Origin of the sequence: Streptomyces sp. SudanB182_2057 (assembly GCF_964272715.1) — a bacterium.
In the GTDB taxonomy this organism is placed as follows: Bacteria; Actinomycetota; Actinomycetes; order Streptomycetales; family Streptomycetaceae; genus Streptomyces; species Streptomyces rubradiris.
The window spans coordinates 1,586,371-1,599,005 of sequence record NZ_OZ186798.1 but is presented as its reverse complement, the minus strand read 5'-3'; the positions used below and the strand labels follow the sequence as shown (position 1 = coordinate 1,599,005).

Here is a 12,635-nt window from a genome sequence, read left to right as displayed (position 1 = left end):
GGACCCGGTAGCCCATCGTGCCCGGCCTCCGCCCCGGGAAACCGGCCGGGGCACGCCGGCGGTGAGGTACGGCCGGGCGGTGAGGCGCTGCCGGGCGCTGAGGCGCCGCCGGGCCGCGCGGCGCCCGCGCCGTCAGTGGCAGAGCCGTGCCTCGTGCTCCGCGTGCCCGCCCGGTTCCAGCTGGAACGTGCAGTGCTCCACGTCGAAGTGGTCGCCGAGGCAGCCCTGGAGTTCGTGCAGCATCTTCTCGTTCCCGATGGCGTTCAGCACCTCGGAGCTGACCACCACGTGCGCCGACAGCACCGGCATGCCCGAGGTGATGGTCCAGGCGTGCAGGTCGTGCACCTCCTCCACGCCGTCCAGCGCCAGGATGTGCGCCCGCACCTCGGCCATGTCGACGTCTTTGGGGGCCGCCTCCAGCAGCACGTCCAGCGTCTCGCGCAGCAGCTTCAGCGTGCGCGGCACGATCATCAGCCCGATGACCAGGGAGGCGACCGGGTCCGCCGGCTGCCAGCCGGTGACCAGGATCACCGCCGCCGACACCAGCACCGCCACCGAGCCCAGCGCGTCCGCGGCCACCTCCAGGAACGCGCCGCGCACGTTCAGGCTCTCCTTCTGCCCGCGCATCAGCAGCAGCAGCGAGACGGAGTTCGCGACCAGGCCCACCAGACCGAACACGATCATCAGCCCGCCCCGGGTCGGCGCGGGCTCGACGAACCGCTGGACCGCCTCGTACAGGACGTATCCGCCGACCCCCAGCAGCAGCAGACAGTTGGCCAGGGCCGCGAGGATCTCCGCGCGGGCGTAGCCGAAGGTGCGGTTGGCGCTCGGCGGGCGGCCCGCGAAGCGGATCGCGAGCAGCGCCATGCCGAGACCGACCGCGTCGGTCGCCATGTGCGCCGCGTCCGCGATCAGCGCGAGCGAGTCCGCGACCAGGCCGCCGACGATCTCCACCACCATGATCGTGAGCGTGATGCCCAGCGCCACGCGCAGCCGGCCGCGATAGGCGGCCGTGGCCGTACCCGGGGCCGGCGCGTGCGAGTGCGCGTGCCCGTGGTCGTGCCCTGCCCCCATGACTACCGCCTTCCGTTCGTCTGCCCGGAGGGCCAGTGAACTACGGGCAGGGGGTATTGGCAACGCGGCACTGAACACCGTTGTCATGTGCTGTGACCTGCGGAAACGCTGCGCAGGTCAGCGCGCTCGGGCCCGCCCGCCGCGGTCCCGTCCCCGGGCCGGTGGCCCGGCGTCGGGGACCCCCGCCCGGCGCGGGCGCCCGCGCCGGGCGGCGCCGTGACGCGCCCCGGTGGCCCCGGTCCCGCCGGCGCGACAGCCCGGCACCCCGGTCGCCCCGTGTCCGGGCTGCCCGGCGTCCCCGCCGCCCGGTGTTCTTGCCGTCCGGTGTCCCGGTTGCCCGGGTCTGCTCCACGGGTTTGTGGGCGGGGCCCCGGATCCCTGATGATGATCGCGGCAAAGGCCGGGTCAGCCCCGGTGGGCCGGGCCGTGAACGGCCGGTGAACGCGGGCTCCGGCCCATCCGATAGCCTCTGCCGACATGCCGCCCGGTGCCGCAGGCCGGGGCGCCCCACCATGCAGCAGACCGGCGCCGCGCGCCGGCACCCAGGGAGTGAGTTCGGTTGTCGACCGCCATCGTCACCGGTCAGCCGGTCCCCGGATCGTCACTGGAGAACGATCTGCGGTCCCTCGGCTTCGACGTGCGCGTGGCCGCCGACGCCGCCGAGACCGAGACCCTGCTCGCCGCCGTGCCGTCCGACCGGCGCGTCGCCCTGGTCGACGCCCGCTTCGTGGGCCACCCGCACGCGCTGCGCCTCGGCCTGACCGACCCGCGCTTCCCGCTCGCCGCCGTACCCGGCGCCGTCACCGCACGGCCCGCCGCCCGGCAGGCCCTCACCCGGGCCGTGGCCCGCGCGACCTCCGCGCCCGCCCGCGCCGCCGAGGGCGGCGCCCCCGCGCTCGCCGTGGACAGCCTCGCCGACCGCGTCGCCGGCGCCCTGGAGGACGACGGCGACGCGGTGCACCGGCCCGAGCTGGGCAGCCTGGTCGCCGCCGTGCCCGCCGATCCGGGAGCACGGGACGAGGCCCTGCGGGCCGTCGCCGCCGTCGACGAGGAGGCCGTCCGCCTGAAGTCGGCCGTGAAGTCCCGCGACGGCTTCTTCACCACGTTCTTCATCAGCCCCTACTCGCGCTACATCGCCCGCTGGTGCGCCCGCCGCGGCCTGACCCCGAACCAGGTCACCACGGCCTCGCTGCTCACCGCGCTGATCGCGGCCGGCTGCGCGGCGACCGGCACCCGCGGCGGCTTCGTCGCGGCCGGCGTGCTGCTCATCGCGTCCTTCGTGCTGGACTGCACCGACGGCCAGCTCGCCCGCTACGCGCTGAAGTACTCCACCCTCGGCGCCTGGCTCGACGCCACCTTCGACCGGGCCAAGGAGTACGCCTACTACGCGGGCCTCGCCCTCGGCGCGGCCCGCGGCGGCGACGACGTCTGGGCCCTCGCCCTCGGCGCGATGGTCCTGCAGACCTGCCGGCACGTGGTCGACTTCTCCTTCAACGAGGCCAACCACGACGCCACCGCCAACACCAGCCCCACCGCCGCCCTCTCCGACAAGCTCGACAGCGTCGGCTGGACGGTCTGGGTGCGCCGCATGATCGTGCTGCCGATCGGCGAACGCTGGGCGATGATCGCGGTCCTCACCGCGGCCACCACCCCGCGCATCACCTTCTACGCCCTGCTCGTCGGCTGCGCCCTGGCCGCGGCGTACACCACGGCCGGCCGGGTGCTGCGCTCGGTGACCCGCAGGGCCCGGCGCACCGACCGGGCCGCGCGGGCGCTCGCCGACCTCGCCGACTCCGGGCCGTCGGCGAACGCGCTGCGCCGGGTGTTCCGGCGCGGCCTGCCCGGTCTCGCCGTGCCCGCCGTCGCCCTGCTCGGCGGTGCCGCGGTCGTGGCCTGCTCCGCCCTCACCGACTTCGGCGGCGCGCTCCCGGTGGCCGGGGCCCTGGTCTACGTCCTCACCTCGGCGCTCGCCGTGGCCCGCCCGCTCAAGGGCGCCCTGGACTGGCTGGTCCCGCCGGTGTTCCGGGCCGCCGAGTACGGCACGGTCCTCGCCCTCGCCGGTAAAGCGGGGGTGAACGGAGCGCTTCCCGCCGCTTTCGGGCTGGTGGCGGCCGTCGCCTACCATCACTACGACACGGTGTACCGCATCCGCGGCAACGCCGGAGCGCCCCCGGCCTGGCTGGTGCGCGTCATCGGTGGCCAGGAGGGGCGGACGCTGCTCCTCACCGTCCTGGCCGCCGTGCTCACCGCGGCGCAGTTCAAGGCCGCGCTCACGGTTCTCGCCGTGGCCATCGCCCTGGTGGTGCTCGTCGAGAGCGTCCGCTTCTGGGTGTCCGCCGGGGCGCCCGCCGTACACGATGAAGGAGAAACCGCATGATCGGCCTCGTGCTGGCGGCCGGCGCCGGACGGCGTCTGCGCCCCTACACCGACACGCTGCCCAAGGCACTGGTGCCGGTGGGGCCCGAGGGTGTGGAGGGCGAACCGACGGTCCTGGACCTGACGCTGGGCAACTTCGCCGAGATCGGGCTGACCGAGGTCGCGGTCATCGTCGGTTACCGCAAGGAGGCCGTCTACGCGCGCAAGGCGGCGCTGGAGGCGAAGTACGGCCTGAAGCTCACCCTGATCGACAACGACAAGGCCGAGGAGTGGAACAACGCCTACTCCCTGTGGTGCGGCCGGGACGCGCTGCGTGACGGGGTGATCCTCGCCAACGGCGACACCGTGCACCCGGTCTCCGTGGAGAAGACGCTGCTGGCCGCGCGGGGCGAGGGCAAGAAGATCATCCTGGCCGTGGACACGGTGAAGAAGCTGGCCGACGAGGAGATGAAGGTCGTCGTCGATCCCGCGAAGGGGATGACGAAGATCACCAAGCTGATGGACCCGGCGGAGGCCACCGGCGAGTACATCGGCGTCACCCTGATCGAGGGCGACGCGGCGCCGGAGCTGGCGGACGCGCTGAAGACGGTCTGGGAGACCGACCCGCAGCAGTTCTACGAGCACGGGTACCAGGAGCTGGTCGACCGCGGCTTCCGCATCGACGTGGCGCCGATCGGCGAGGTCGACTGGGTCGAGATCGACAACCACGACGACCTCGCCCGGGGACGGGAGATCGCGTGCCAGTACTGACCCGGCTGATCCCCTCGCCGGTCGTCGTGGACATCCGCCCCGGTGCCCTGGACGACCTGGCCTGTGTGCTCGCGGACGAACGCATCTCGCAGTCGGGCCGGCTCGCCATCGCCGTCAGCGGCGGCTCCGGCGCCCGGCTGCGCGAACGGATCGCCCCGACGCTGCCCGGCGCCACCTGGTACGAGGTCGGCGGCGGCACCCTGGACGACGCCATCCGGCTGGCGGGCGACATCAAGGCCGGTCACTACGACGCGGTCGTCGGCCTCGGCGGCGGCAAGATCATCGACTGCGCCAAGTTCGCGGCCTCCCGCGTCGGCCTGCCGCTGGTCGCCGTCGCCACCAACCTCGCCCACGACGGCCTGTGCTCGCCGGTCGCGACCCTCGACAACGACGCGGGCCGCGGCTCCTACGGCGTGCCCAACCCGATCGCGGTCATCATCGACCTCGACGTGATCCGCGAGGCGCCCGTCCGGTTCGTCCGCTCCGGCATCGGCGACGCCATCTCCAACATCTCCGCCGTCGCGGACTGGGAGCTGTCCCACCGGGTCAACGGCGAGAAGGTCGACGGCCTGGCCGCCGCCATGGCCCGGCAGGCCGGCGAGGCGGTGCTGCGGCACCCCGGCGGGGTCGGCGAGGACGGCTTCCTCCAGGTGCTGGCCGAGGCGCTGGTCCTCACCGGTATCGCCATGTCCGTGTCGGGCGACTCCCGCCCGTCCTCCGGCGCCTGCCACGAGATCAACCACGCCTTCGACCTGCTCTACCCCAAGCGCGCCGCCGCCCACGGCGAGCAGTGCGGCCTCGGCGCCGCCTTCGCGATGTATCTGCGCGGCGCCCACGAGGAGTCGGCGTACATGGCCGAGGTGCTGCGCCGGCACGGGCTCCCGGTCCTGCCGGAGGAGATCGGCTTCACGGTGGACGAGTTCGTCCGCGCGGTCGAGTTCGCCCCGGAGACCCGGCCCGGCCGCTACACGATCCTCGAACACCTCGACCTCAAGACGAACCAGATCAAGGACATCTACGCCGACTATGTCAAGGCCATCGGTAGCTGAACTCCGTCCGGTCGTCCACCCCGCGGGGGTGAAGGACCGGCGCAGCGGTGAGCACTGGGCGGGACGCCTCTACATGCGCGAGGTGTCCCTGCGCGTCGACCGCTACCTGGTCAACACCAGGGTCACGCCCAACCAGCTCACGTACCTGATGACCGTCTGCGGCGTGCTCGCGACCCCGGCCCTGCTGGTGCCGGGGATCACGGGCGCGGTGCTCGGCGTGGTCGCCACCCAGCTGTACCTGCTGCTGGACTGCGTCGACGGCGAGGTCGCCCGCTGGAAGCAGCAGTACTCGCTGGGCGGGGTCTACCTGGACCGGGTCGGCGCCTACCTCACCGACGCGGCCGTGCTGGTCGGCCTCGGCCTGCGCGCCGCCGACCTGTGGGGCACCGGCCGGATCGACTGGCTGTGGGCCTTCCTCGGCACCCTCGCCGCGCTCGGCGCCATCCTGATCAAGGCCGAGACCGACCTGGTCGGCGTCGCCCGGCACCAGACCGGCAAGCCCCCGGTGCAGGAGGCCGCGTCCGAGCCGCGCTCCTCCGGCATGGCGCTGGCCCGGCGGGCCGCCTCGGCGCTGAAGTTCCACCGGCTGATCCTCGGCATCGAGGCCTCGCTGCTCATCCTCGTCCTCGCGATCGTGGACCAGGCCCGCGGCGACCTGTTCTTCACCCGCCTCGGCACCGCCGTGCTGGCCGGCATCGCCCTGCTGCAGACCCTGCTGCACCTGGTGTCCATCCTCGCCTCCAGCAGGCTGAAGTGAGCGCGCCCATGAAGGTCGGTGCCGTCATCATCACCATGGGCAACCGGCCCGAGGAGCTGCGGGCCCTGCTCGACTCCGTCGCCAAGCAGGACGGCGACCCGGTCGAGGTCGTCGTCGTCGGCAACGGCTCGCCCGTACCGGAGGTGCCCGAGGGCGTGCGGACCGTGGAGGTGCCCGAGAACCTGGGCATCCCCGGCGGGCGTAACGTCGGCATAGCCGCCTTCGGTCCCGGCGGCCGCGATGTCGACATATTGCTCTTCCTCGACGACGACGGCCTGCTCGCCCGCCACGACACCGCCGAGCTGTGCCGCGAGGCCTTCGCCGCGGACCCCGAGCTGGGCATCATCAGCTTCCGCATCGCCGACCCCGACACCGGCGAGACCCAGCGTCGGCACGTGCCCCGGCTGCGTGCCTCCGACCCGATGCGCTCCTCCCGGGTCACCACCTTCCTCGGCGGCGCCAACGCCGTGCGCACCCGCGTCTTCGCGGAGGCCGGCGTCCTGCCCGACGAGTTCTTCTACGCGCACGAGGAGACCGACCTGGCCTGGCGGGCGCTGGACGCGGGCTGGATGATCGACTACCGCTCCGACATGGTGCTGTACCACCCGACGACCGCGCCGTCGCGGCACGCGGTCTACCACCGCATGGTCGCCCGCAACCGGGTCTGGCTCGCCCGCCGCAACCTGCCCGCCCCCCTGGTCCCGGTCTACCTCGGGGTCTGGCTGCTGCTCACCCTGGCGCGCCGTCCCTCGCGACCGGCCCTGAAGGCGTGGTTCGGCGGCTTCCGGGAAGGCTGGTCCACGCCGTGCGGTCCGCGCCGCCCGATGCGCTGGCGTACGGTATGGCGACTCACCCGACTGGGCCGCCCGCCGGTCATCTGACAAGCTCGTCCCCGACGGGCCGGTGCCGCCGCGCGCGGCCGCCCGCAGGACGAACCAGACACGCGTACCCGAGGACGAAAGTTTCCACCTGTGAGTGAGACCATGCACGACGGCACGGTCGCGGTGACCGCGGCCGCGTCGCCCGACGCGGGACTGACGGCGGCCGAGCTCGCCGCCAAGTACGGGCTCTCCGTGAGCGGCGCCCGGCCCTCGCTCGTGGAGTACGTCCGGCAGCTGTGGGGACGGCGCCACTTCATCCTGGCCTTCTCCCAGGCCAAGCTGACCGCCCAGTACAGCCAGGCCAAACTCGGCCAGCTCTGGCAGGTGGCCACGCCCCTGCTGAACGCGGCCGTGTACTTCTTCATCTTCGGGCTGATCCTGCACGCCAGCCGCGGCATGTCCCAGGACGTGTACATCCCGTTCCTGGTCACCGGCGTGTTCGTGTTCACCTTCACGCAGAGCTCGGTGATGTCGGGCGTCCGCGCGATCTCCGGAAACCTCGGCCTGGTGCGCGCCCTGCACTTCCCGCGCGCCTCGCTGCCCATCTCCTTCTCGCTCCAGCAGCTCCAGCAGCTGATGTTCTCGATGCTGGTGCTGTTCGCCGTGGCGATCGGCTTCGGCAGCTACCCGGGCCTGTCCTGGCTGCTGATCGTGCCGGTGCTGGTGCTCCAGTTCCTGTTCAACACCGGGCTGGCGCTGATCGTGGCCCGCATGGGCGCCAAGACGCCGGACCTCGCGCAGCTGATGCCGTTCCTGCTGCGCACCTGGATGTACGCCTCCGGTGTCATGTTCTCGATCAACAACATGCTGGCGGGCCGCCCCGAGTGGATCGTCCGGGTTCTCCAGGTCAACCCGGTCGCGATCTACATGGACCTGATGCGCTTCGCGCTGATCGACGGCTACGGCTCGTCGCATCTGCCGCCGCACGTGTGGGCCATCGCCCTGTTCTGGGCCGTGGTCTTCTTCGCCGGCGGCTTCGTGTACTTCTGGAAGGCGGAGGAGCGGTACGGCCGTGGCTGAGCAGCACAACGAGGACCGGCGCCCGACGGTCATCGCGGACGACCTGCACATCGTCTACCGGGTCAACGGAGCCAAGTCCGGCAAGGGCAGCGCGACGGCGGCCCTCAGCCGCATCCTCCGGCGCGGCGAGGAGCGGGGCGTGCGCAAGGTGCACGCCGTGCGCGGCGTGTCCTTCGTCGCCTACCGCGGCGAGGCCATCGGCCTGATCGGCTCCAACGGCTCCGGCAAGTCGACCCTGCTGCGCGCCGTGGCCGGCCTGCTGCCCGCGGAGAAGGGCAAGGTCTACACCGACGGCCAGCCGTCCCTGCTGGGCGTGAACGCGGCTTTGATGAACGACCTCACCGGCGAGCGCAACGTCATCCTGGGCGGTCTGGCCATGGGCATGTCCCGGGAGCAGATCAAGGAGCGTTACCAGGACATCGTCGACTTCTCCGGCATCAACGAGAAGGGCGACTTCATCACCCTGCCGATGCGCACCTACTCCTCCGGTATGGCGGCCCGGCTGCGTTTCTCCATCGCCGCCGCCAAGGACCACGACGTCCTGATGATCGACGAGGCGCTGGCCACCGGTGACCGCAAGTTCCAGCAGCGCTCCGAGGAACGCATCCGGGAACTGCGCAAAGAGGCCGGAACGGTCTTTCTGGTCAGTCACAACAACAAGTCGATCCGCGACACCTGCAACCGCGTGTTGTGGCTGGAACGCGGTGAACTGCGGATGGACGGACCCACCGACGAGGTCCTGAAGGAGTACGAGAAGTTCACGGGCAAGTGACCCGTTTCGGCCAGGGCCCCGTCGGAATTTCGTCCGGCGGGGCCCTTCCACTGCAAAGGAAACGTCAACTCGGCCCGGGTGCAGGAATCTTGGAGCCAATCGGTGTGTTGTTGTGATGTGCGGGACACCCCGGCGATGGGCGCGACGTTGTACAACGTAAGCTGTACCGGTGCCGGAAACCGGCAAGTCCGGCGATAATGCGCGCCCTCCTTCGTGGGGGTGCCTTCGCGCATTGCGGGGCGGCGTGTCCGAAATAGTGTGTATTGGGTCGGCAGTGTAGAACGGGAGATGTGACGGCAATGGCTACGGAAACGCCCCAGCTCAACGCAGCGTGTGCCGTCCCCGCCCCGGGCAGCGCCCGATGACGGCCACCGATACGGCGTCCGGCCTGGAACGCGCCACCCTGGACAAGGCCGCGAGCGAGAACTTCCCGGTGGCCCCCTTCTTCCTGCCCCGGGCCTGGCGCGCCGACCTCATGGCGGTCTACGGCTTCGCCCGCCTCGTGGACGACATCGGCGACGGCGACCTCGCCCCCGGCGGCGCCGACGCCCGCGCGCTCGGCGTGTCGCCCGCCGAGGCCACCGACCGGCTGGTCCTCCTCGACGCCTTCGAGGAGGACCTGCGCCGCGTCTTCGACGGCACGCCGCACCACCCGCTGCTGCGCCGCCTCCAGCCCACCGTCCGGCGCCGCGCCCTCACCCCCGAGCCGTTCCTCGGGCTGATCGCCGCCAACCGCCAGGACCAGCTCGTCGCCCGGTACGAGACCTACGACGACCTCCTCGCCTACTGCGCGCTCTCGGCCAACCCCGTCGGCCGCCTCGTCCTCGGCGTCACCGGCACCTCCACCCCCGAGCGGATCCGGCTGTCCGACGCGATCTGCACCGCGCTGCAGATCGTGGAACACCTCCAGGACGTCGCCGAGGACTACGGCCGCGACCGGATCTACCTGCCGGCCGAGGACATGAAGCGCTTCCACGTCCAGGAAGCTGATCTTGGCCAAAAAACCGCGGGCGCATCAGTGCGCGCCCTGGTTGCATACGAAGCACAACGCGCCCGCGATCTGCTGGATGAAGGCGCTCCCCTGGTGGGTAGCGTCCACGGCAGGCTGAAGCTGCTGCTCGCGGGGTTCGTGGCGGGGGGAAAGGCGGCGGTCGAAGCGATCACCGCCGCCGGATTCGACGTACTTCCCGGCCCGCCCAGACCCGGCAAGGTCCAGTTGCTGCGTGAGGTGGGCGTGATCCTGCGAGGAGAGGGGTGATCCGGACCGTGGAGTCTGCGCCGCACGTGTCCGCACCGGTACTCGCCGCCTACAGCTACTGCGAGGCCGTCACCGGGCAGCAGGCCCGTAACTTCGCGTACGGCATCCGGCTGCTGCCGGCGGCCAAGCGCCGCGCCATGTCGGCGCTGTACGCGTTCTCCCGGCGCGTGGACGACATCGGCGACGGCGGCCTGGCCGACGAGGTCAAGCTGACGCGGCTGGAGGACACCCGGGCGCTGCTCGCCCGGATCCGCGCCGAAGAGGTCGAGGAGGACGACACCGACCCGGTGGCCGTCGCCCTCAGCCACGCCGCGCGGGCCTTCCCGATCCCGCTCGGCGGCCTGGACGAGCTGATCGACGGCGTCCAGATGGACGTGCGCGGGGAGACCTACGAGACCTGGGACGACCTCAAGGTCTACTGCCGGTGTGTCGCCGGTGCCATCGGCCGCCTCTCGCTCGGCGTGTTCGGCACCGAACCCGGCGCGCGCGGCGCCGAGCGCGCGGCCGAGTACGCCGACACCCTCGGCCTCGCCCTCCAGCTCACCAACATCCTCCGCGACGTCCGCGAGGACGCGCTCGGCGGCCGCACCTACCTGCCCGCCGACGACCTCGCCAAGTTCGGCTGCTCGGCCGGCTTCAGCGCGCCGGTCCCGCCGGAGGGCGCCGACTTCGCCGGCCTCGTCCACTTCGAAGTACGGCGCGCCCGGGCCCTTTTCGCCGAGGGCTACCGGCTGCTGCCCATGCTCGACCGGCGCAGCGGTGCCTGCGTCGCCGCGATGGCCGGCATCTACCGCCGGCTGCTCGACCGCATCGAGCGCGACCCGGAGGCCGTGCTGCGCGGCCGGGTCTCGCTGCCCGGACACGAGAAGGCCTACGTCGCCGTGCGCGGCCTGTCCGGCCTCGACACCCGCCATGTCGCCCGGGGCTCCGTCCGGAGGCGCGCCTGATGCAGCGCACCGAACCGGAGCCGGCCGCACCGGACGGCACGCGCCAGGCAACCCTCCACCCCGGCATGGCGTCCCTGACTGCGGCGGCCGACCGCGCGCCCTCCGCCCGGCATGCCCGCGCCCCGCAAGGGCGCGGAGCCGTGCCCGGCGCGCGGCCGGCCTCGTGTGGGCAGGCCCGGCCACACGACCGGCCACGACGAAGCCGCGGACGAAGGACGGCCCGCACCGGCCCGGCCCGCGCAGCGCTCGCACGGAAGGACGCACGATGAGCGACGGCTCCCCCCACCCCGCACCGGCACCGGCCGCCACCTCGCCGACGGCCGCCCGCAGCGCGGTCGTGGTCGGTGGCGGACTCGCCGGGACCACCGCGGCGCTCGCCCTCGCCGACGCGGGCATCCGCGTCACCCTGCTCGAAGGCAGGCCCAGGCTGGGCGGCCTCGCCTTCTCCTTCCAGCGCGGCGAACTGACCGTCGACAACGGCCAGCACGTGTACCTGCGCTGCTGCACCGCCTACCGCTGGTTCCTCGACCGGATCCAGGGCACGGCGCTGGCACCGCTGCAGGACCGCCTGGACGTGCCCGTCGTCGACGTCGCCAAGCCCGTGGGCCGGCGGCTCGGCAGGCTGCGGCGCGACCCGCTGCCCGTCCCCCTCCACCTGGGACGCAGCCTGGCCGCCTATCCGCACCTCTCGCTCGCCGAGCGCGCCGCCGTCGGGCGGGCCGCGCTCGCGCTGAAGGGGCTCGACCTCGCCGATCCGACCCTGGACACCCAGGACTTCGGCAGCTGGCTGGCCGCGCACGGCCAGTCCGCGCGCGCCATCGAGGCCCTGTGGGACCTGGTCGGGGTCGCCACCCTCAACGCGGTCGCGGGCGACGCCTCGCTGGGGCTCGCCGCGATGGTGTTCAAGACCGGTCTGCTGTCCGACCCGGGCGCGGCCGACATCGGCTGGGCCCGCGTCCCGCTGGGCGAACTGCACGACCGGCTGGCCCGCAAGGCGCTCGACTCCGCGGGCGTCCGTACCGAGGTCCGTACACGCGTCACCTCCGTCTCCACCCATGACAACGGCGGGTGGAGCGTCCGAGTTCCCGGCGAGACACTTTCCGCGGACGCCGTCGTCCTGGCCGTGCCCCAGCGCGAGGCCCACGACCTGCTCCCGCCCGGCGCCCTGGACGCGCCCGAGCGGCTGCTGGAGATCGGCACCGCGCCGATCCTCAACGTCCATGTCGTCTACGACCGCAAGGTGCTCGCGCGCCCCTTCCTCACGGCGCTCGGCACCCCGGTGCAGTGGGTGTTCGACCGCACCGACGCCTCCGGGCTGCGCACCGGGCAGTACCTCGCGCTGTCCCAGTCGGCGGCGCGGGACGAGATCGACACGCCGGTGGCCGAACTCCGCGAGCGCTACCTGCCCGAGCTGGAGCGGCTCATCCCGGGCACCCGCGCCGCCGAGGTGAAGGACTTCTTCGTGACCCGGGAGCGCACGGCCACGTTCGCCCCCGCCCCCGGCGTCGGACGCCTCAGGCCCGGCGCCCGGACCAAGGCCCCCGGCCTGTACCTGGCCGGAGCGTGGACCGCCACCGGGTGGCCCGCGACCATGGAGAGTGCGGTCCGCAGCGGAGTGAGCGCGGCCGACGCCGTGCTCGGCACGCTGGGCCGGCCCCGTCCCCGCCACCTCTTCGCGTTCGAGGAGGCGGCGTGACGCCCGGCCGGCGGGCGAACGCCCCCGCACCCCCGGTACCGCAACCAGAGGAGAG

General features: G+C 72.8%; 12 protein-coding genes. 11 read left to right on the top strand and 1 reads right to left on the bottom strand.

Features of this window, described 5'->3' with window-relative positions; translation table 11 throughout:
* Positions 1 to 132: 132 nt before the first annotated feature.
* Positions 133 to 1,074, bottom strand: coding sequence for a cation diffusion facilitator family transporter (locus ACSURM_RS06660; RefSeq protein WP_436954017.1), 942 nt, complete (start codon positions 1,072 to 1,074; stop codon positions 133 to 135).
* Positions 1,075 to 1,633: 559 nt separating this feature from the next.
* Between ACSURM_RS06660 and ACSURM_RS06655 the strand changes: the two genes are divergently transcribed.
* From ACSURM_RS06655 to hpnE, 11 genes are all read left to right on the top strand, one after another.
* Positions 1,634 to 3,451, top strand: coding sequence for a DUF5941 domain-containing protein (locus tag ACSURM_RS06655; RefSeq protein WP_436954016.1), 1,818 nt, complete (start codon positions 1,634 to 1,636; stop codon positions 3,449 to 3,451).
* Positions 3,448 to 4,200 (top strand): sugar phosphate nucleotidyltransferase, encoded by a 753-nt coding sequence (locus ACSURM_RS06650; RefSeq protein ID WP_436954014.1) that lies wholly within the window; start codon positions 3,448 to 3,450, stop codon positions 4,198 to 4,200. The genes ACSURM_RS06655 and ACSURM_RS06650 overlap by 4 nt, the downstream gene beginning before the upstream one ends.
* Positions 4,188 to 5,249: an iron-containing alcohol dehydrogenase family protein gene (locus ACSURM_RS06645; protein WP_436954013.1), complete on the top strand. Its 1,062-nt coding sequence runs from the start codon at positions 4,188 to 4,190 to the stop codon at positions 5,247 to 5,249. Before ACSURM_RS06650 ends, ACSURM_RS06645 begins: the two co-directional genes overlap by 13 nt.
* The gene (locus ACSURM_RS06640; RefSeq protein ID WP_078637786.1) at positions 5,227 to 6,006 is read left to right on the top strand and encodes a CDP-alcohol phosphatidyltransferase family protein; all 780 of its coding nucleotides are present in this window, start codon (positions 5,227 to 5,229) and stop codon (positions 6,004 to 6,006) included. The genes ACSURM_RS06645 and ACSURM_RS06640 overlap by 23 nt, the downstream gene beginning before the upstream one ends.
* Before the next feature lie 8 nt (positions 6,007 to 6,014).
* Positions 6,015 to 6,887, top strand: coding sequence for a glycosyltransferase family 2 protein (locus ACSURM_RS06635; protein WP_436954011.1), 873 nt, complete (start codon positions 6,015 to 6,017; stop codon positions 6,885 to 6,887).
* Between the two features lie 90 nt (positions 6,888 to 6,977).
* Positions 6,978 to 7,907: an ABC transporter permease gene (locus ACSURM_RS06630; protein WP_436954010.1), complete on the top strand. Its 930-nt coding sequence runs from the start codon at positions 6,978 to 6,980 to the stop codon at positions 7,905 to 7,907.
* Positions 7,900 to 8,679 carry an ABC transporter ATP-binding protein gene (locus tag ACSURM_RS06625; RefSeq protein WP_387515176.1) on the top strand — a complete coding sequence of 260 codons (780 nt, stop codon included), beginning with the start codon at positions 7,900 to 7,902 and terminating at the stop codon, positions 8,677 to 8,679. The genes ACSURM_RS06630 and ACSURM_RS06625 overlap by 8 nt, the downstream gene beginning before the upstream one ends.
* 361 nt (positions 8,680 to 9,040) lie before the next feature.
* Entirely contained in the window at positions 9,041 to 9,937 is an 897-nt protein-coding gene (gene hpnC / locus ACSURM_RS06620) for a squalene synthase HpnC (RefSeq protein WP_436954009.1), read from the top strand.
* Positions 9,934 to 10,884 carry a presqualene diphosphate synthase HpnD gene (gene hpnD / locus ACSURM_RS06615; protein ID WP_436954008.1) on the top strand — a complete coding sequence of 317 codons (951 nt, stop codon included), beginning with the start codon at positions 9,934 to 9,936 and terminating at the stop codon, positions 10,882 to 10,884. Before hpnC ends, hpnD begins: the two co-directional genes overlap by 4 nt.
* A complete protein-coding gene (locus ACSURM_RS06610; RefSeq protein WP_436954007.1) occupies positions 10,884 to 11,153 on the top strand; it encodes a DUF6380 family protein in 270 nt (89 codons plus the stop codon). The genes hpnD and ACSURM_RS06610 overlap by 1 nt, the downstream gene beginning before the upstream one ends.
* The gene (gene hpnE, locus ACSURM_RS06605) at positions 11,150 to 12,580 is read left to right on the top strand and encodes a hydroxysqualene dehydroxylase HpnE (protein ID WP_436954006.1); all 1,431 of its coding nucleotides are present in this window, start codon (positions 11,150 to 11,152) and stop codon (positions 12,578 to 12,580) included. The genes ACSURM_RS06610 and hpnE overlap by 4 nt, the downstream gene beginning before the upstream one ends.
* Positions 12,581 to 12,635 lie beyond the last annotated feature (55 nt).